Here is a 19379-nt window from a genome sequence, read left to right as displayed (position 1 = left end):
GCAAGAACCGACCACCGCACGCTCCGCAGACCCTGTTTGCCGGGCGTGTTTTGTTAGGGGGCGGCCGTTCTCTCAACCATTCTTCGATAAAGATTCCCCATGAATGCCCCAGTTCCCTTCAGCGCCTTGCAGGCCGAAATCCTGCGCGACCCGTCTCCGCTGCGCGCGGCGATCACGGCCGCTTACCGGCGCGACGAACGCACCGCCGTGCAATGGCTGCTGGCCCAGATCCGCGACCGCGGCAATGCCGTTACCCAGGACGCCCAGGCGCTGGCGCGCCGCCTGGTGACGGCGGTGCGTGAAAAGCGCACCCGCGCCTCGGGCGTGGACGCGCTGATGCACCAGTTTTCGCTGTCGTCCGATGAAGGGGTAGCGTTGATGTGCCTGGCCGAGGCGCTGCTGCGCATTCCCGACCAGGCCACGGCCGACCGCCTGATCGCCGACAAGATCAGCAAGGGCGACTGGCGCAAGCACCTGGGCGAATCGCCGTCGCTGTTCGTCAACGCGGCCACCTGGGGCCTGCTCGTCACGGGCAAGCTGGTCGGTTCGTCCAGCGAAGAGAAGCTGGGCTCGGCCATCACGCGGCTGATCGCCAAGGGCGGCGAACCGCTGATCCGCAAGGGCGTGGACCTGGCGATGCGCATGCTGGGTAACCAGTTCGTGACGGGGCAGACGATCGACGAGGCGATCCGCAATGGCCGCGACAACGAAGCGCGCGGCTACCGTTATTCCTACGACATGCTGGGCGAAGCCGCGCTGACGGAAGCCGATGCGGCCAAGTATTACGCCAGCTATGAACAGGCGATCCATGCGATCGGCCGCGCCTCGAATGGCCGCGGCATCCGCAATGGTCCCGGTATCTCCGTCAAGCTGTCGGCCCTGCATCCGCGCTACAGCCGCGCCCAGCGCGAGCGCGTGATGGCGGAACTGCTGCCGCGCCTGCGTGCCCTGATCCTGCTGGCGAAAGGCTACGACATCGGCCTGAACATCGACGCGGAAGAGGCCGACCGCCTGGAACTGTCGCTGGACCTGATGGAAGCGCTGGCGCAGGACCCGGACCTGGCCGGCTTCGAGGGCATCGGCTTCGTGGTGCAGGCTTACCAGAAACGTTGCCCGTTCGTCATCGATTACCTGGCCGACCTGGCACGCCGCAGCGGCCGCAAGTTCATGGTCCGGCTGGTCAAGGGAGCGTACTGGGATGCCGAGATCAAGCGCGCCCAGGTCGACGGCATGCCGGGTTATCCGGTCTACACGCGCAAGGTGTACACGGACGTCTCGTACCTGGCGTGTGCGCAGCGCCTGCTGGCCAGCACCGACGTCCTGTATCCGCAGTTCGCCACGCACAATGCACAGACGCTGTCGACCATCTACACGTGGGCCAAACGCGACGGCATCGACGACTATGAATTCCAGTGCCTGCACGGCATGGGCGAAACACTGTACGACCAGGTGGTGGGCAAGGACAAGCTGGACAAGGCCTGCCGCATCTACGCACCGGTGGGCACCCATGAAACGCTGCTGGCCTACCTGGTGCGCCGGCTGCTGGAAAACGGCGCCAATTCCTCGTTCGTCAGCCAGATCGTCGATGAAGCCATTCCCGTCGACACGCTGATCCAGGATCCGCTGGACCTGGCGCGCCGGCAGGGCGGTGCGCCGCACCCGGCCATCGCACTGCCGCGCGACATGTTCGGCACCGAGCGCGGCAATTCCGAAGGCATCGACCTGTCGAACGAGGATGTGCTGCGCGAGGTCGCCGCGGCGCTGGCTCCGGCGCGCACCTGGACGGCGGCACCGCTGCTGGCGGGTCCTGCGCCGGCGGAGCAGCCGGTCCAGCCGGTCCAGCCGGTATGCAACCCGGCACATCACGGCGATCTGGTGGGCCAGGTGACCGAAGCCACCGCCGCCGACGTGGCCCGCGCGCTGGCCAGCGCCAGCCATGCGGCGATGGACTGGCAGACGGTGGAACCGTCGGCGCGCGCCGATGCGCTGATGCGCGCGGCGGACCTGTTCGAAGCCAACAAGCTCGAACTGATGGCGCTGGCCATCCGCGAAGCCGGCAAGTCGCTGCCGAACGCCATTGCCGAGGTGCGCGAAGCGGTCGATTTCCTGCGCTACTACGCGCAGCAGATCCGCCACGAGAAAAACGTGCTGGCGCTGGGGCCGGTGACCTGCATCAGCCCGTGGAACTTCCCGCTGGCGATTTTCACGGGGCAGGTGGCGGCGGCGCTGGCGGCCGGCAACGTGGTGCTGGCCAAACCGGCCGAGCAGACGCCCCTGATCGCGCACCGCGCCGTGGAACTGCTGCATGAAGCGGGCATCCCCCGCGTGGCGCTGCAATACCTGCCTGGCCGCGGCGACGTAGTCGGCGCCGCCCTGTGCAGCGATTCTCGCGTCAAGGGCGTGATCTTCACGGGCTCGACGGAAGTGGCGCAGCTGATCAATCGCGTACTGGCGCAGCGGGCGGTGGCGGAGCACTGCGATATCCCGCTGATCGCCGAAACGGGCGGCCAGAACGCGATGATCGTCGATTCCTCGTCCTTGCCCGAGCAGGTGGTGCAGGATGCGATCTCGTCGGCGTTCGACAGTGCCGGCCAGCGCTGTTCCGCGCTGCGCGTGCTGTTCCTGCAAGACGATATCGCCGACAAGACGATCCGCATGCTGAAGGGCGCCATGAGCGAACTGAGGATCGGCAGCCCGGACCGGCTGGTGACCGATATCGGGCCCGTCATCGATGCCGAGGCCCAGCAAAACCTGCTGGCGCACATCGAACGCACCAAGCGCACCTGTGTCGCGCATTTCTCGCTGGGCTTGCCCGATGCCGCCCAGGGCACGTTCGTGCCGCCGACCGTGCTGGAAATCCGTTCGCTGGCGGAGCTGACCAAGGAAGTGTTCGGACCGGTAATGCACGTGATCCGCTACGGGCGCGCCGACCTGCCCAAGGTGATCGACCAGATCAACGCCAGCGGTTTCGGCCTGACGCTGGGCGTTCACTCGCGCATCGACGAGACGATCGACTACATCGCGCAGCGTGCGCACGTGGGCAATATCTATGTGAACCGCAACATCGTCGGCGCGGTCGTCGGCGTGCAGCCGTTCGGTGGCGAAGGCAAATCCGGTACCGGCCCGAAGGCGGGCGGGCCGCTGTACCTGAAACGGCTGCAGCGGGGCGCGGCGCCGCTCGAGACACATGCGCGGCAATCGACGCCCAGCGTGGATGCGCTGGCCGTGTGGCTGCGCGCCAAGGGCAAGGAGGCGCTGGCCACGCTGGCCGAGCAATACGTGCGGTCGACACCGCTCGGCACCGAGATCGTGCTGCCGGGCCCGACCGGCGAGCGCAATACGCTGCGCTACGAGGCGCGCGGCACGATCGCCTGCTTTGCCGACACCCAGGACGCGTTGCTGAACCAGCTGGCGGCCACGCTCGCGACCGGCAACCGTGCCGTGATCGTGGCGCATGCGACTTCACTCGTGCCCGCGGACTTGCCGCCCGCCGTGGAAGACCGCGTACAGGTCGTCGGCAGCCTGGAGGCGCTGAAGGACAGCTTCCAGATCGCCCTGGTGGAATCGTCGCTGGCGGCGCAGGTGAGGGTGCCGCTGGCCGAGCGCGATGGCGCGGTGGTCGGCGTCATCGACACGACGCCGGAAGGCGTGATCCCGCTGTGGCGGCTGATTGCCGAACGGGCGTTATGCGTCAACACGACGGCGGCGGGCGGCAACGCCAGCCTGATGACATTGGGCGCCTGACGGGTTCGATGCATTGAAAACAAAAAATGGCGCTGCGGCGCCATTTTTTTCGTCTTGCCGGTGCAGAAGCAGGCAGGATGCCCCCAGGAAGGCTTCCGAGGGCCCTTGCCGGCGTTTTATGACGCGATTCGTGTCCGTGGCGCCGCATCGCCCTGAACCGGCTACAGCCTCATCTGGAGCGTTCCAGGGCATCAGGAGGCCCGGCGTTCGTCATGCCCCATGGTTCCGGCAATAATTTTCGATGATGCCGAACGCGTAGCGGGAAGCCACGGTCTTCACGAATGCCATGAAATCGGTCGCGGCGGTTTCGTTGGCATTGTCCGAGATGGTGCGGATCACGGCGAACGGAATGCCCAGCTCGAAACACACCTGAGCCACCGCGGCACCTTCCATCTCCACCGCCAACAGCCCCGGCAAGGCGCTTTTCAGGGCCGCCAGGCGCATGCCGTCGTTGATGAACTGGTCGCCACTACCGATCAGCCCGCGATGCAGCGTGGCGCCGTTCTCGCCTTCCAGGAAGGTACTGGCCGCGCCAGCCAGCCGTGAACTCATGGCCAGGTCGCTGGGCAGGTGCGCCAGGCCGGTCAGCGGAACCTCGAAGCGGGGAAACAGGGGCGCGGCATCCATGTCGTGCTGTACCAGCGATTCGGCAATGACCACATCGCCGACCCGCACATTGGCATCGGCGCTGCCGGCCACGCCGGTAAAGAGGATGTGGGTAACTCCGAACCTTTCCACAAGCAGGGCAGCCGTCATCGCCGCAGCCACCTTGCCGATGCGCGACAGCACGGCCACCGCTTCCACGTTCCACAAGCTGCCCACCGTGTATTCGCGCATGCCGTGCACGTGCCGTTCAGGGTGCTGCATCGCCTGGATCAGGCCTTCCTGTTCTTCCGCCAGGGCGGAAATGATTCCCAAGCGCTTGTTTTTGCTCGAATTTTTGTCGTGGCTTTGAAAGATATGCATGGATTCCAGGATACTGGACAGCGCTTTTCTGTTGCTTTGCCTGCTTCTTTTGCTGCTGCTTCTGCTGCTTTCGCGCCGTTGGTTTACAAGAATAAGAATAAATATTTAAGCTGGTAGTAGATAGTAAACATCGACTTAACTGTGGATAACGCTGTTAACATCCACAAAATCAGTTATTTACGTGTCCAGTAACCACTAGGACAAGGATTGTATCCGAGCCGGATGAGTTCTGAACAAAAAATCCCGTAGACCCCTCCCGCTTGGTTTACGCACATCCGCTCCTGTGGATATGCAGCACCTTATCCACAGACACCTGCAAATTTGGCCTTTTTATGGCCTCCAGCCTGGCGGCAAGCCGTGCAATTCAGAAAAAACAGTCAGCAGTGACATGTCTCGGCTCGTCTTCGCCATGACTGAATGGTCTGCCAGACCATGGATCGAATCCTGTCGAACCATGTCTGCAATGTACGGGGCCGTCCTGGCTTCGTATTGGCGAGCTTTTTTTTGCAAAACGTTTTTTTGGGGCGATGTCGCTGGACGGAATTATTTCGTTCAGCACGCCGGGGTCCCGCCGGCGGCGCGAAGCGGCGTCGGTTTACAAGAATAAGTATGTATACAAGCTAGTAGTGGTTGTTAACAGTTTGCACTTTCTGTGGATAAGTCATCCGGGCACAGTGAAATCAACGGTTTACGGGCTGCACAACCGCACGCGTAAACCTTGTATGGCCGAGGAACGGTTTTTGGACAAAAATAGGCGGTCACGCTGATGCGCGGTTTACGCACAAACGGTGCCTGTGGATATCCATAAGCTTATCCACAGGCTCTCATCCACCAACGATGGAGCCATGATGACGCTGCAATCGCTGTTCCCCCATCCAATCATCCAGGGCCCGATGGCGGGCGGATGCACGACACCCGCGCTGATCGCCGCCGTGTCGAATGCCGGCGGCCTCGGTTCGATGGCGTGTTCCTTGCTGGCGCCGGATGCGATCCGCCGCCAGGTAGCGGACACCCGCCAGCTGACCGACAAGCCTTTCATGCTGAACTTTTTCGTCCAGGATCCGCCGCATCCCAGTGCCGAGGAGGTGGCGCGGGCGGTGAAATTGCTGAAACCCGTGTGGTCGTCGCTGGGCTGGTCCGAGCTGGCGCTGCCGTTCAAATGGTGCGAAGACTTTGCCGCCCAGTTCGCCGTGCTGCTGGAATTGAAGCCGGCCGTGGCCAGTTTTACGTTCGGCATACTTTCCGCAGCACAAGTACAGCAGTTGCATGCCGCGGGCATCTATGTGATCGGCACCGCGACGCGCGTGGATGAAGCGCTGGCCTGGCAGAACGTGGGCGCCGACGCGGTGATCGCGTCGGGCACCGAAGCCGGCGGCCACCGCGGCACGTTCATCGGCGACCAGCGCGACGCCACGCTCGATGCGCTTGCGCTGTTGAAGGCGGTGGTGGCCGAGGTCACGATTCCCGTGATTTCAGCGGGCAATATCATGACCGGGGCGGACGTGCGCGATCGGCTGAACCTCGGTGCCGCCGCAGTGCAAATGGGGACGGCGTTCCTGGTTACCGATGAAGCAGGCATCCATCCCGCCTATAAGCACCGGCTGCAGATTGCCGGCAACGCGCCGACCCGCCTGACGCGGGCGTTTTCCGGCCGCTATGCACGCGGTCTGGTGAACCGTTTCATGGAACAGATGGAAGCGGTGGAAGACCAGTTACCGCCGTATCCCGTACAAAATGCCTTGACCGGGCCGATCCGCTTCGAGGCGGCCAAGCGGGGCGATACCGAACTGATGTCCTTATGGTGCGGCACGGGCGTCGCGCGAGCCCGCCGCATGTGCGCAGCCAAGCTGGTAGAGACCCTGGTGGCTGAAATGGCAGGGCACCGTTCCATTAATTAATTGATATGTTCAGATCGGACTTTTTTGTTGTGCTGCAGCGCATCAAAAAATGCAAAATGTTGTAGTAAGTTGCTCAATGATAGCGGCAGTTGAAAAACAAAGTCTCCATGCAGAATGCAATTCGCCGATTTTAGGCTTGTTGCGCAAAGCACAAATCTCATTTGGTTCAGTAGTAGTTTGACAAAAGTTTATGGTAGTTATACGGTATTGTTAGGCATATTTGTTCTGGGTATGATCGACAAAAAATTTTAGCAGTATGTAAAGAATCCTCAGGGAGACGCGATGTCAAACTTCATCTTGGAAACAAGGAATTTGACCAAGGAGTTCAAGGGTTTCACTGCTGTTAATGACGTAAACCTGCGGGTTCAACGTGGTCATATTCATGCCTTGATCGGCCCGAACGGCGCCGGCAAGACAACCTGCTTCAACCTGCTGACGAAATTCCTGGTGCCGACCTCGGGCCAGATCCTTTTCAACGGCAAGGACATCACTTCCGCCAAGCCGGCGGAAATCGCCCGCATGGGCGTGATCCGTTCGTTCCAGATCTCCGCTGTTTTCCCGCACCTGACGGTGTTGCAGAACGTGCGCATCGGCCTGCAGCGCCAGCTGGGCACCACGTTTCATTTCTGGCGCAGCGAACGCACGCTGGATCAGCTGAACGCCCGGGCCATGGCGCTGCTGGCCGAAGTCGATCTCACCCAGTTCGCGGACACGATCACGGCGGACATGCCCTACGGCCGCAAGCGCGCGCTGGAGATCGCCACCACGCTGGCGATGGAACCGGAACTCATGCTGCTCGACGAACCGACCCAAGGCATGGGCCACGAGGATGTGCACCGGGTCACGGAGCTGATCAAGAAAGTCTCGAACGGCCGCACCATCTTGATGGTGGAACACAATATGAGCGTGGTATCGGGCATCTGCGACCGGATCTCCGTGCTGCAGCGCGGCGCGATGCTGGCCGAAGGCAGCTACGCCGAGGTGTCGAAAAATCCCCAGGTGATGGAGGCTTACATGGGCACGGAAGCAAGCGAACTGGTGGGAGCGCACTGATGAACGCGCCGGCCACCTCGAACGTCCACATGCCGGCCAGCCAGCCGGCGCAGGCGGCGCTGGAAATCGCCGACCTGCAAGCCTGGTATGGCGAGTCGCACATCCTGCACAACGTGAACATCACGGTGCGGCAAGGCGAAGTCGTCACGCTTTTGGGCCGCAATGGCGCCGGCCGCACGACGACCCTGCGCGCGATCATGGGCCTGACGGGCGCGCGCAAGGGATCGATCCGCATCAACGGGCAGGAAGCGATCAGCATGCCCACGCACCGGATCGCCCACCTCGGTGTCGGCTACTGCCCGGAAGAGCGGGGCATTTTCTCGTCGCTGTCGACCGAGGAAAACCTGCTGCTGCCGCCTACCCTGAAAACCGGCGAAAAAGGCATGTCGCTCGACGAGATCTACGACATGTTCCCGAACCTGAAGGAGCGCCGCAACAGCCAGGGCACCCGCCTGTCCGGCGGCGAGCAGCAAATGCTGGCCGTTGCCCGCATCCTGCGCACCGGCGCGCGCCTGCTGCTGCTCGATGAAATTTCCGAAGGGCTGGCGCCCGTCATCGTCCAGGGCCTGGCCCGCATGATCCGCACGCTGAAATCCAAGGGTTACACGATCGTCATGGTGGAGCAGAATTTCCGCTTCGCCGCACCCCTGGCGGACCGCTTCTACGTGATGGAACATGGCCAGATCGTCGAGACCTTTGCCGCATCCGAATTGAACGCCAAGATGCCGGTGCTCACCGAGCTGCTGGGCGTATAGCTAGTCATCACGCAAGTAATCGCGCAAATAACAGCGTAAATCATCAGGCATCAGTGTGCCGCCGCGCCCGTGGCGGCCCCATAACACCCAGTGAAGGAGACGACAATGAAATCGACTATCCAGCGTAACGCAATCGCCATGGCAGCCACCGCTGTCTGCGCCATCGGCCTGTCCGGTACCGCGTCTGCTCAGGTTTCGGGCGACACGATCAAGATCGGTTTCATCACCGACATGTCCGGCCTGTACACGGACATCGATGGCGCCGGCGGCGCCGAGGCGATCAAGATGGCGATCGCCGATGCCGGTACCGTCATCGCCGGCAAGAAAGTCGAATTCATCTCCGCCGACCACCAGAACAAGGCGGACATCGCCGCCTCCAAGGCGCGTGAATGGTTCGACCAGCAGGGCGTCGACATGCTGATCGGCGGTACCAATTCCGGCGCCAACCTGGCGATGGCCAAGGTGGCGGCCGAAAAGAAGAAGATTTTCATCTCGATCGGCGCCGGTTCATCGCGCCTGACCAACGAGGAGTGCACGCCGTACACGGTGCATTACGCGTATGACACCGTGGCGCTGGCCCGTGGCACGGGCGGCGCGATCGTCAAGCAGGGTGGCAAGGACTGGTACTTCATGACGGCCGATTATGCCTTCGGCCAGTCGCTGGAGGCGGACACCGCGGCTGTCGTGAAGACCGGTGGGGGCCGCGTACTGGGTTCGGTGAAGCACCCGCTGTCGGCCTCCGACTTCTCGTCGTTCCTGCTGCAGGCGCAGGCATCGAAGGCGCAGATCCTGGGCCTGGCCAACGCCGGTGGCGACGCGATCAACTCGATCAAGGCCGCCAACGAGTTCGGTATCTCGAAGAAGATGAAGCTGGCCGGCTTGCTGATCTTCATCAACGATATCCATTCCCTGGGCCTGAACACCACGCAGGGCATGTACCTGACGGATGGCTGGTACTGGGACCTGAACGCCGACACGCGCGCCTGGTCGAAGCGCTACTTCGCGAAGATGAAGAAGGAACCGTCGATGCTGCAGGCGGCCGACTATTCCGCCGCGTCCAACTACCTGAAGGCCGTGAAGGCACTGGGCACCGACGATTCGGACAAGGTGATGGCGCACCTGAAGAAAACCCCGATCAACGACATGTTCACGAAGAATGGCGTGATCCGCCCGGACGGCCGCATGGTGCACGACATGTACCTGATGGAAGTGAAAAAACCGGCGGAATCGAAGTACCCGTGGGATTACTACAAGGTGGTGGCCACCATCCCCGGCGAACAGGCCTACATGAAAAAGGCCGAGACCAAGTGTTCGTTGTGGAAGTAAGCAGGCAGAGCGGTTCGCAGCGCGCAGCGGTTTTTCCGGAGCGTTGAAACGGGCCGGCGGTTCGCTCCGCCGGCCCTGGACGTGCCCTGGACGCGAACGGCGTCGCAGTGCGCGTCGCGGTGGATTCGGTCGATCTGGCGGGGAGCAGGGCGGCAATACAGGCTGATGGCTGCTGGACTATTGGGCTGATGGCTGATGGCCGCTGGGTGGTTGCTGAGTGGTTGTTGATTGCCGCCTGCCCGTGGTTGGCTACCGGCCCTGCGCACCGTGTACCGGGTTCCCCACAGCCGCCTGTGCCGGCGCCGGTGTCCAGCGGCTGCGACGTAGCGTCCGCGTCCGCCGCGTCATGCGTCTGCTGTCCGGCTGCTGTCCAGGCCACGACGCCTGGTTGCGACCCTGGTTGCTACCGCATCCGCCGTCTTTCATCACCGTCGTCATCGCTGTTGTCATCTCTGTCGTCATCGCTGTCTGCACCATTCGATTATTTGTTATCACTCTTCGAGGAGAAGAAGGCATGGAAATTTTCGGCGTTCCCCTGCCAGCCATGATGAGCCAGCTGCTGCTGGGACTCGTCAACGGCTCGTTCTACGCGATGCTGTCGCTCGGGCTGGCCATCATCTTCGGCCTGTTGAACGTCATTAATTTCTCGCACGGCGCGATGTACATGATGGGCGCCTTCCTGGCCTGGATGGGCATGTCCTATCTCGGCGTGAGCTATTGGGTCATGCTGATCGCCGCGCCGTTCATCGTCGGCATCCTCGGCGTCGTCATCGAGAAAACCATGCTGCGCTGGCTGTACAAGCTGGACCACCTGTACGGCTTGCTGCTGACGTTCGGCATCACCTTGCTCGTGGAAGGGATCTTCCGCTCGTTCTACGGCGTGTCCGGCCAGCCATTCGACACGCCGGAACAGCTGCAGGGTGCCACCGACCTGGGCTTCATGATCTTGCCGAACTACCGCGGCTGGGTCGTCGTGGCGTCGCTGATCGTCTGCTTCGCCACCTGGTTCGTCATCGAGAAAACTCGGCTGGGCGCCTACCTGCGCGCCGGCACGGAAAACCCGAAACTGGTCGAGGCGTTCGGCATCAACGTGCCGCTGATGGTCACGCTGACGTATGGCTTCGGCGTGGCGCTGGCCGGTTTCGCCGGCGTACTGGCGGCGCCGATCATCCAGGTGTCGCCGCTGATGGGCTCGAACCTGATCATTGTCGTGTTCGCCGTGGTGGTGATCGGCGGCATGGGGTCGATCCTGGGATCGATCGTCACCGGGCTGGGCCTCGGCGTCATCGAGGGCCTGACACGGGTGTTCTATCCGGAATTCTCGTCGACCGTGGTGTTCCTCGTGATGGTCATCGTGCTGCTGGTGCGTCCCGCCGGCCTGTTCGGCAAAGAAAAGTGAGAGGACAACCATGAACAAGACAATCGGCTACGGCCTGCTGCTGGCGGCGGCACTGGTGGCGCCGTTCATCGGCTACCCGGTATTCCTGATGAAATTGCTGTGCTTCGCGCTGTTCGCCAGCGCCTTCAACCTGCTGATCGGCTTCACCGGCCTGCTGTCGTTCGGCCATGCCGCGTTCTTCGGCACGGCGGGCTACGTTGCGGGGAATGCCTTGAAGAACTGGGGCATGCCTGTCGAGCTTGGCCTCGTGGCCGGCGTGGTCGCCGCGGCACTGGTCGGCTTCCTGATCGGCGGCTTGGCGATCCGCCGCTCCGGCATCTATTTCTCGATGATCACGCTGGCGCTGGCGCAGATGGTGTATTTCTTCGCGCTGCGCTACACCGATTTCACGGGCGGCGAAGATGGCCTGCAGGGCGTGCCGCGCGGGCGGCTGCTGGGCACGATCGACCTGTCGAGCGACCTGACCCTGTACTTCGTCGTTCTCGCCTGCTGCGTGGTGGCGTTCGCGCTGATCGTACGGACCGTCCACTCGCCGTTCGGGCAGGTGCTGAAAGCGATCAAGGAGAACGAACCGCGTGCCATCTCGCTGGGCTACGACGTGGACAAGTACAAGCTGATGGCGTTCGTACTGTCCGCCGCACTGGCCGGCCTGGCCGGTGCCCTGAAGACCGTGGTACTGGGTTTCGAGACGCTGACGGACGTGCACTGGACGATGTCCGGCCTCGTCATCCTGATGACCCTGGTCGGCGGCATGGGCACGCTGGCCGGTCCGTTGCTGGGCGCCGTGATCATCATCGCGCTGGAAAACAAGCTGGGCGACTTCGGCACGGCAGTCGCCAGCGGTACCGGCATCGAATGGTTCAACACACTGGGCGAAGCCGTCAGCATGGTCACGGGCTTGATCTTCGTGGCGTGCGTGCTGCTGTTCCGGCGCGGTATCGTCGGCGAAATCGTGGCGGCGCTGGGCCGAAGAAAACCAGCGTGAAGCAGAGATGACGACGCCGGAATTTTCCGGCGTTGTTTTTTCCAGAGGGGTTTTACCCAACAAGCTGTGTACAACGACTCCAGAAAGAGGTGACCAACCATGCAGATGACGACATCGAAAACCGCGCTTGCCCTGGCCGTGGCACTGTTGCTCGGTGGCTGTGGAAGCGACGATGACGACGATCCGGAAGTACTGAACCAGAAGCCCGCCTGGCTCGGGGCGATCTCGACCGCCAGCTACGACGGCACCTCGGACGACTTGCTGACGGCAGGCCTGGGGACCACCGGGCTGGCCGCCGCCGCGCCACCTGTCTATAACGATCCCGCCAATCCCACCGCGCGCGAACTGCGCCGCAATGCCATCTTTGCCAATTACCGGGCCGTGCTCGACATCGCCACCAACAGCGGCTATGGCACGCTGTACGGGCCGAACGTGAACGCGGCCGGTGTGGCCACCAATGGCAGCGGCATGGTGGCGGGTACCGAATACCTCGCGTACACGGACGACGGCTCCGGCCGGCAAAACGTGACCTTGATGGTACAGGTGCCGAACAGCTTCGATCCCGTCAACCCCTGCATCGTTACCGGTACCTCGAGCGGCTCGCGCGGCATTTACGGCGCGATCGGCAGCGCCGGCGAGTGGGGCCTGAAGAACAATTGCGCGGTCGCCTATGCGGACAAGGGCAGTGGCACGGGCCTGTACACGTTCGACGACGACAGCGTCAACGGCTTGAACGGCGTGCGGACGTCGCGCACGTCCGCCGGCAAGGATGCCCATTTCGCGCCCGAATTGAGCGATGCGCAGCGCACCGCATTTGCCCAGCAATTCCCCGGGCGCGTCGCCTTCAAGCATGCGCACTCGCAGCGCAATCCGGAAAAGGACTGGGGCAGGGTCACGCTGCAAGCCATTGAATTCGCCTTTTACGTGCTCAATGAGAAGTACGGTGTCGTCGCCAAGGACAATACCAACCGCCTGGTTCGCTTCACGCCCGCCAATACGCTGACGATCGCTTCATCGATTTCCAACGGTGCCGGCTCGGCCCTGCTGGCCGCCGAACAGGATACGACCGGCCTGATCGATGCGGTGGCGGCGACCGAACCGCAAATCCAGCCGAACCGGACCGATGGCTACACCGTTCGGCAGGCCGGCACCACGGCCACGGCGCAAGGCAAGCCGCTGCTCGACTACTCGAGCTACGCCGCGTTGTACCAGCCATGTATCGCCGGTGGGGCAGGGCGCTGCGCATCGCTGGTGGCGAAAGGGCTGTTGACCGGCAACGACCTGGCGTCGCGCCAGGCCGATGCACGGGCGAAGATGCGCGCGTATGGCTGGACACCGGACGCGGAACCGCTGCAGGCCGCGCACGCGCTGACGAACATTCTCGTCGCCGTCACGTACGTGAATGCCTACGGCAAGTTCTCGGTGACGGACAATGTGTGCGGTTTCAGCTGGGGCACGGCGGACACCACGGGCTCGCCGGTCGCCTTGCCTGCCGCGACACGGGCCTCCAGTTTCGCCACGCAGAACGGCATCCTGGGTACGCCGATCTACGAGGAGTCGGTGGGTGGCGCCAAGCTGTACAACCTGGGCGTGTCGCGCTCCACGGGCATCGAAGACCAGTCGCTCGATGGCTTCCTGTGCCTGCGCTCGCTGGCGACCGGCGTCGACGCGGTGACCGGGGCGCCACTCACCGGTGACCGGGCGGCGCAGAGTGCCCGCGTGCGTGCCGGCATGACCGAGGTGCAGGCGACCGGCAACCTGCGCGGCAAGCCGGCGGTGATCGTCTCGGGACGGGCCGATGCGCTGATCCCGGTCAACCACGCCTCGCGCGCTTACGTGGGCTTGAATGCGGCCGTCGAGGGATCGGCGAGCAAGCTGCGCTACGTGGAAGTCACCAACGCCAACCACTTCGACAATTTCGCGAACGCGTTGCCGACCGTGATCGTGCCGCTGCACGTCTATCTGTTCCGCGCGCTGGACGCCGTGTACGCCAACCTGAAGAACAGTGCGACGGCGCTGCCGCCCTCGCAGGTCGTGCATACGGTCACGCGGGCCAGCAATGCCGTACCGATCACCGTGGCTAACGTGCCGCCGATTTCGGCGGTGCCGGGCACCAGTGCCATCACGGTCAGCGGCACGACGGTGAACGTGCCGGATTGATCCCGCGCCGCGCTGCGGCATGGCGGGAGAGGGAAGGGCGGGCCTGCGGGCCCGCCTTTTTTATGGTGCCGTGCGGTCCGCACGCGGGCCTCACAGGGCCTTCGGTAGCCGGGCCGTTCCGACGCTATCCGCTGCCGCGCCGGCTACAGCGCCGCCGCGTAAATGGCCCGGGCATCGTCGCGCGTGACATCGCGGGGGTTGTTGCCCAGCAGGCGGGTCTGCAGCATCGCATCGTCGGCGAGGCGGTCGAGGTCCGTCCCGGCAATGCCGACTTCGCGCAATGTGGCGGGGATGCCGGTCCGTTGGGCCAGTTGCGCCATCGCGGCCGCGAACGTCTCCGCCCGGGATTCGGCCGTGCCACGAGTGTCGGGCGCGATGATCTCGGCCAGCTCGGCATAGTGGCTGGCCGCCGCCGGCGCATTGAAGCGCAGGACATGGGGCAGCACCAGCGCATTGGACAAACCATGCGGGACGTGGAAGATGCCGCCGATCGGGTAGGCCAGGGCATGTACCGCGGCGACGGGTGCGTTGGCGAATGCCTGGCCCGCCAGCAACGCTCCGAGCAGCATCGCTTGCCGGGCTGCCAGGCTGGCGGTGCGGTCTTGGGTGGGCTGGCAGGCCGGCAACAGATTGGCCCACAGCAGGCGCAGTGCTTCACGTGCCAGCATGTCGGACAAGGGATTTTTCTTGTGCCGGCTCGTGTACGCTTCGATCGCGTGCACCATGGCATCGATGCCGGTCGCAGCAGTAACCGGCGGCGGCAAGCCCAGCGTCAGTTCCGCGTCGAGGATCGCCATGTCTGCGTACAGCTGCGGGGCGACCACGCCCATCTTCGTGGTGGAGCCGGTGGTGACAATCGCGATATTGGTGACTTCCGAGCCGGTGCCCGCCGTGGTCGGGATTTGCACGAGCGGTAATCGCTCACCGCGCACGTTGCCGATCCCGTACGCCTCCGCCAGCGGCTGGCGGCTGCCGGCCAGGACCGCGATGAGCTTCGCGACATCCATGGAGCTGCCACCACCGAGGCCGACGACGAGATCGGTTCCGTCCTGGCGCGCTGCCTCGACGGCCGCGAGCACGACGTGTTCGGGTGGATCGGCAATCACATCGCTGTAGGTCTTCACGTGGAATCCGGCGTTTTCCAGGCTGGCGATCGGTAGCGCAGCCAGGCCGGTGGCGAGGAACCCCGCATCGGTCACAACCAGCGCGCGGCGGGTGGCGGGGAAGCGGTCCCGGATATATTCACCGAGGCGGCGGCTGGCCCCGACGGTGGAGACGATGTGCGGCACGGTGCTGAAGGAAAAATCGTTCATCAGATTTTGCTCCGGATACGGCGCCCTGCTGGGCGGTATGGTTGACCGCATCTCCGTGATTGGCGGTCACACCAGCATACCTCAGCCGATGCGGCTCCGGCGGGCGGCAATGTTCTTCCGTACAATGTCGGGTTTGGTGGGGTGACTTCGGTGGCGTAAGAACAGGGGAGATCGGATGCTGGATATCGCGGTGTTGGGAGTGGCGGCCTTCGCGGCCGGCCTGGTGGATGCGGTGGTGGGCGGGGGAGGGCTGATCCAGATTCCCGTCTTGTTCTCCACTTTCGGCAATACCGCCCCGGCAACGCTCCTGGGTACCAGCAAACTGGCGGGCATTTTCGGGACCGCCGCCGCCGCGGTCAACTACGCGCGGCGCGTGTCGATCGCCTGGACCACGGCGGCGCCGGCCGCCTTTGCCGCCTTCCTGTTCGCGTTCTTTGGCGCGTACACCGTCACCAAGATTCCCGCCGATTTCATGCGCACGCTGTTGCCCTTCGTGCTAGTCGCCGTCGCGGTCTATACGTTCCGGCGCAAGGACCTGGGCAGTATCCATGCGCCGCTGCACAGCGGATTGAAGGAGCGCTTGCTGGCGGTTGTGATCGGCGCCTGTATCGGATTCTATGATGGCTTCTTCGGTCCGGGGACCGGCAGCTTCCTGGTCTTCCTGTTCGTGCGGCTGTTCGGGTTCGATTTCCTGGGTGCGTCCGCCGTGGCCAAGGTCGTCAACGTGGCGTGCAATTTGTCTGCGCTGATGTGGTTTGGCTATAGCGGGCACCTGCTGTGGCAGCTCGGCCTGATGATGGCCGTCTGCCAGGTAGCCGGTTCGCTGATCGGCACCAAGTTGGCGATGCGCCACGGCAGCGGTTTTGTGCGCAGGGTTTTCCTCGTGGTCGTGACGATCTTGATCGTGAAGACATCGTGGGATGCCTGGCAGCGCTGGTGATTGTTCCACGTGGAACACGCACGGTAACGCAACGGCCCGGCACTGCCGGGCTTTTGTTTCACGTGGAACATTGCGTTAACGAGCGCATTCATCGCAATTTTTTTTTACCAAAACATCTCAACAAAACGACGTTCCACGTGAAACATCCCTGGAATATTTCTGCCTAAAAAATTCGCAGTCCGCAAAAAACTCTATAATCTGGGTTCATCCCTCTGCTTCTCTTTCCACCATGTTATTTCCTACTGAATTCGACGTCATCGTCGTTGGCGGCGGCCATGCCGGCACCGAAGCTGCATTGGCGTCGGCCCGCATGGGTCAGAAGACCCTGCTGTTGACCCACAATATCGAAACGCTTGGCCAAATGTCGTGCAATCCGTCGATTGGCGGTATCGGCAAAGGCCACCTCGTCAAGGAGGTAGATGCGCTGGGTGGCGCGATGGCGATCGCCACGGACGAAGCCGGTATCCAGTTCCGCATTCTGAACTCGTCGAAGGGCCCGGCCGTGCGTGCCACGCGGGCCCAGGCTGACCGCATCCTGTACAAGGCCGCCATCCGCTCGCGCCTGGAAAACCAGCCTAACCTGTGGCTGTTCCAACAGGCCGTGGACGACTTGATGGTGGAGGGCGACCGTGTCGTCGGCGCCGTGACGCAGATCGGCTTGAAGTTCAAGTCGCGCGCCGTGGTCTTGACCGCCGGGACTTTCCTCGACGGGAAGATCCACGTCGGCTTGCAAAATTACTCGGCCGGCCGTGCTGGCGATCCCCCTGCGTTGTCGCTGTCCGCGCGCCTGAAAGAACTGAAGCTGCCGCAAGGCCGCCTGAAGACAGGCACGCCGCCGCGCATCGATGGCCGCAGCATCGACTTTTCCCAGATGACCGAACAGCCGGGCGACCTCGATCCGGTGCCGGTGTTTTCGTTCATGGGCAACACGGCCATGCATCCGAAACAGTTGCCGTGCTGGGTCACGCACACGAACCAGCAAACCCACGACATCATCCGTGGCGGCCTGGACCGTAGCCCGATGTACACCGGCGTCATCGAAGGCGTCGGCCCGCGCTATTGCCCGTCGATCGAAGACAAGATCCACCGCTTCTCGGCCAAGGAATCGCACCAGATCTTCCTGGAACCGGAAGGTTTGACGACGCACGAGTTCTACCCGAACGGCATTTCCACCAGCCTGCCATTCGACGTGCAGATCGCCCTGGTGCGTTCGATGAAGGGCCTGGAGAACGCGCACATCCTGCGCCCCGGCTATGCGATCGAATATGACTACTTCGACCCGCGCGGCTTGAAGGCATCGCTGGAAACCAAGGCCATCGCCGGCCTGTACTTTGCCGGACAGATCAACGGCACCACCGGCTACGAGGAAGCCGCCGCACAGGGCTTGCTGGCCGGCCTGAACGCCGCGCTGCAAACCCAGGGCAAGGAAGCCTGGACGCCGGCCCGTTCGGAAGCCTACCTCGGCGTGCTGGTGGACGACCTGGTCACACAAGGCGTGCAAGAGCCGTATCGCATGTTCACCAGCCGCGCCGAGTACCGCCTGTCGCTGCGCGAAGACAATGCCGACATGCGCCTGACGGAAATCGGCCGCAAGCTGGGCGTGGTGGGCGATGCGCAGTGGGAAGCCTTCGAGCGCAAGCGCGATGCGGTTGCCGCGGAACTCGAACGCCTGAAAGCAACGTGGGTCAATCCTCGCATCCTCGAGGCGGCGGAGTCGGAACGGGTGATTGGCCAGGCCATCGAACGCGAATACTCGCTGGCGGACTTGCTGCGTCGCCCGAACGTCGACTACGACACACTGGTGACGCTGACGGGCGCGGACGGCCGCAATCTCGGCGGTCCGGGCGTAACGGACGCGGCCGTCCAGGAACAGGTGGAAATCCAGCTGAAGTATTCCGGCTATATCGAACGCCAGCTGAAGGAAGTGGAACGGCACGAGCATTACGAAAATCTGAAGCTGCCCGAAGGGTTCAACTACCTGGACATCGCCGCCCTGTCGGTGGAAGTGCGGCAAAAGTTGAACAAGCATCGTCCTGAAACGCTGGGACAGGCGTCGCGCATTTCCGGCGTAACACCGGCGGCGATTTCGCTGCTGCTGGTGCACCTGAAGAAGGCCGGCTTCGGCGGCTTCGTCACACTGAAAGACGAGGCTGCCTGATGGCCGGGTTCGATCGCACCGCGCTGGGACAGGTGCTGGCACAGGGCGTTGCCGAGCTGGGCCTGGACCTGTCGTCCGCACAGCAGGAGCAGTTGCTCGACTACCTGGCCCTGCTGAACAAATGGAACCACGTCTACAACCTGACGTCCGTGCGGGACCCGATGCAGATGATGACGCTGCACCTGCTCGACTCGCTGGCCGCCGTTCCGGCCTTTGCCGGGGCCATGAACGTGCTCGACGTGGGAGCAGGGGGCGGGCTGCCCGGCATCGTATTGGCCGTCGCACGGCCGGACATGAAAGTGTCGATGATCGATACGGTGCACAAGAAAACCGCCTTCCTGACACAGGTGAAGGTGGAATTGGGCCTGGCGAACGTGACCGTGTACACGAAGAAGGTGCAGGAGCTGGCGGTCAAGGAACCGTTCGACGTGATCACGTCGCGCGCCTTCGCGGACCTGTCCGACTTCGTCGAGTGGTCGCATCACCTGCTGGCGGAACATGGCAAGTTCATCGCACTGAAAGGCACCGCACCGCAGGACGAGCGCGAGCGGCTGCCGGGCGACTGGAAAGTGGGCGATTTGCAGGCCTTGCGGGTGCCGGGACTGGATGCGGAACGGCACCTGGTTTTCGTCGAACGCGGCAGGGCGGTAAATAACCAACAAACCGTATAAATCGTATAAAC

General features: G+C 63.2%; 13 protein-coding genes. 11 read left to right on the top strand and 2 right to left on the bottom strand.

Features of this window, described 5'->3' with window-relative positions:
- Positions 1-99: 99 nt before the first annotated feature.
- Positions 100-3744 carry a trifunctional transcriptional regulator/proline dehydrogenase/L-glutamate gamma-semialdehyde dehydrogenase gene (gene putA / locus EYF70_RS28720; RefSeq protein WP_131148417.1) on the top strand — a complete coding sequence of 1215 codons (3645 nt, stop codon included), beginning with the start codon at positions 100-102 and terminating at the stop codon, positions 3742-3744.
- A gap of 210 nt (positions 3745-3954) precedes the next feature.
- On the opposite strand, the gene EYF70_RS28715 is transcribed toward putA, so the two are convergent.
- Positions 3955-4710: a 5'-methylthioadenosine/adenosylhomocysteine nucleosidase gene (locus EYF70_RS28715; protein WP_131148416.1), complete on the bottom strand. Its 756-nt coding sequence runs from the start codon at positions 4708-4710 to the stop codon at positions 3955-3957.
- 788 nt (positions 4711-5498) lie between these two features.
- Here EYF70_RS28715 and EYF70_RS28710 point away from each other — a divergent pair.
- The 7 genes from EYF70_RS28710 to EYF70_RS28680 all read left to right on the top strand — a co-directional run bounded on the left by EYF70_RS28710 (position 5499) and on the right by EYF70_RS28680 (position 14286).
- Positions 5499-6608 carry an NAD(P)H-dependent flavin oxidoreductase gene (locus EYF70_RS28710; RefSeq protein WP_307722093.1) on the top strand — a complete coding sequence of 370 codons (1110 nt, stop codon included), beginning with the start codon at positions 5499-5501 and terminating at the stop codon, positions 6606-6608.
- Between the two features lie 282 nt (positions 6609-6890).
- Positions 6891-7661, top strand: coding sequence for an ABC transporter ATP-binding protein (locus tag EYF70_RS28705; RefSeq protein ID WP_131148415.1), 771 nt, complete (start codon positions 6891-6893; stop codon positions 7659-7661).
- The gene (locus EYF70_RS28700) at positions 7661-8416 is read left to right on the top strand and encodes an ABC transporter ATP-binding protein (RefSeq protein WP_229420608.1); all 756 of its coding nucleotides are present in this window, start codon (positions 7661-7663) and stop codon (positions 8414-8416) included. The genes EYF70_RS28705 and EYF70_RS28700 overlap by 1 nt, the downstream gene beginning before the upstream one ends.
- A 105-nt stretch (positions 8417-8521) precedes the next feature.
- Positions 8522-9742: an ABC transporter substrate-binding protein gene (locus tag EYF70_RS28695; RefSeq protein ID WP_371861694.1), complete on the top strand. Its 1221-nt coding sequence runs from the start codon at positions 8522-8524 to the stop codon at positions 9740-9742.
- 514 nt (positions 9743-10256) lie between these two features.
- Positions 10257-11141, top strand: a complete 885-nt coding sequence (locus tag EYF70_RS28690) for a branched-chain amino acid ABC transporter permease (protein ID WP_131148414.1) — start codon at positions 10257-10259, stop codon at positions 11139-11141.
- A gap of 10 nt (positions 11142-11151) precedes the next feature.
- A complete protein-coding gene (locus EYF70_RS28685) occupies positions 11152-12126 on the top strand; it encodes a branched-chain amino acid ABC transporter permease (protein WP_131148413.1) in 975 nt (324 codons plus the stop codon).
- 99 nt (positions 12127-12225) lie between these two features.
- Complete coding sequence (locus tag EYF70_RS28680) at positions 12226-14286, top strand: 3-hydroxybutyrate oligomer hydrolase family protein (protein WP_165497811.1); 2061 nt, start codon at positions 12226-12228, stop codon at positions 14284-14286.
- A gap of 143 nt (positions 14287-14429) precedes the next feature.
- On the opposite strand, the gene EYF70_RS28675 is transcribed toward EYF70_RS28680, so the two are convergent.
- Entirely contained in the window at positions 14430-15599 is a 1170-nt protein-coding gene (locus EYF70_RS28675; protein WP_131148412.1) for an iron-containing alcohol dehydrogenase, read from the bottom strand.
- Between the two features lie 175 nt (positions 15600-15774).
- On the opposite strand from EYF70_RS28675, the gene EYF70_RS28670 reads away from it, so the two are divergent.
- The 3 genes from EYF70_RS28670 to rsmG all read left to right on the top strand — a co-directional run bounded on the left by EYF70_RS28670 (position 15775) and on the right by rsmG (position 19368).
- Positions 15775-16539, top strand: a complete 765-nt coding sequence (locus EYF70_RS28670; protein ID WP_131148411.1) for a sulfite exporter TauE/SafE family protein — start codon at positions 15775-15777, stop codon at positions 16537-16539.
- A gap of 229 nt (positions 16540-16768) precedes the next feature.
- Positions 16769-18697, top strand: coding sequence for a tRNA uridine-5-carboxymethylaminomethyl(34) synthesis enzyme MnmG (gene mnmG / locus EYF70_RS28665; protein WP_131148410.1), 1929 nt, complete (start codon positions 16769-16771; stop codon positions 18695-18697).
- Positions 18697-19368, top strand: coding sequence for a 16S rRNA (guanine(527)-N(7))-methyltransferase RsmG (gene rsmG / locus EYF70_RS28660; protein ID WP_131148409.1), 672 nt, complete (start codon positions 18697-18699; stop codon positions 19366-19368). Before mnmG ends, rsmG begins: the two co-directional genes overlap by 1 nt.
- Positions 19369-19379: the final 11 nt, after the last annotated feature.

Origin of the sequence: Pseudoduganella albidiflava, from assembly GCF_004322755.1 — a bacterium.
GTDB lineage: Bacteria > Pseudomonadota > Gammaproteobacteria > Burkholderiales > Burkholderiaceae_D > Rugamonas > Rugamonas albidiflava.
This window is presented reverse-complemented; position numbering and strand designations above follow the sequence as displayed.

Coding starts and splice junctions, on each gene's coding strand:
- EYF70_RS28695 (WP_371861694.1), top strand. CDS start 8,522: ATGAAATCGACTATCCAGCGTAACGCAATCGCCATGGCAGCCACCGCT.
- putA (WP_131148417.1), top strand. CDS start 100: ATGAATGCCCCAGTTCCCTTCAGCGCCTTGCAGGCCGAAATCCTGCGC.
- EYF70_RS28675 (WP_131148412.1), bottom strand. CDS start 15,599: ATGAACGATTTTTCCTTCAGCACCGTGCCGCACATCGTCTCCACCGTC.
- rsmG (WP_131148409.1), top strand. CDS start 18,697: ATGGCCGGGTTCGATCGCACCGCGCTGGGACAGGTGCTGGCACAGGGC.
- EYF70_RS28680 (WP_165497811.1), top strand. CDS start 12,226: ATGCAGATGACGACATCGAAAACCGCGCTTGCCCTGGCCGTGGCACTG.
- EYF70_RS28670 (WP_131148411.1), top strand. CDS start 15,775: ATGCTGGATATCGCGGTGTTGGGAGTGGCGGCCTTCGCGGCCGGCCTG.
- EYF70_RS28700 (WP_229420608.1), top strand. CDS start 7,661: ATGAACGCGCCGGCCACCTCGAACGTCCACATGCCGGCCAGCCAGCCG.
- EYF70_RS28685 (WP_131148413.1), top strand. CDS start 11,152: ATGAACAAGACAATCGGCTACGGCCTGCTGCTGGCGGCGGCACTGGTG.
- EYF70_RS28705 (WP_131148415.1), top strand. CDS start 6,891: ATGTCAAACTTCATCTTGGAAACAAGGAATTTGACCAAGGAGTTCAAG.
- EYF70_RS28690 (WP_131148414.1), top strand. CDS start 10,257: ATGGAAATTTTCGGCGTTCCCCTGCCAGCCATGATGAGCCAGCTGCTG.
- mnmG (WP_131148410.1), top strand. CDS start 16,769: ATGTTATTTCCTACTGAATTCGACGTCATCGTCGTTGGCGGCGGCCAT.
- EYF70_RS28715 (WP_131148416.1), bottom strand. CDS start 4,710: ATGCATATCTTTCAAAGCCACGACAAAAATTCGAGCAAAAACAAGCGC.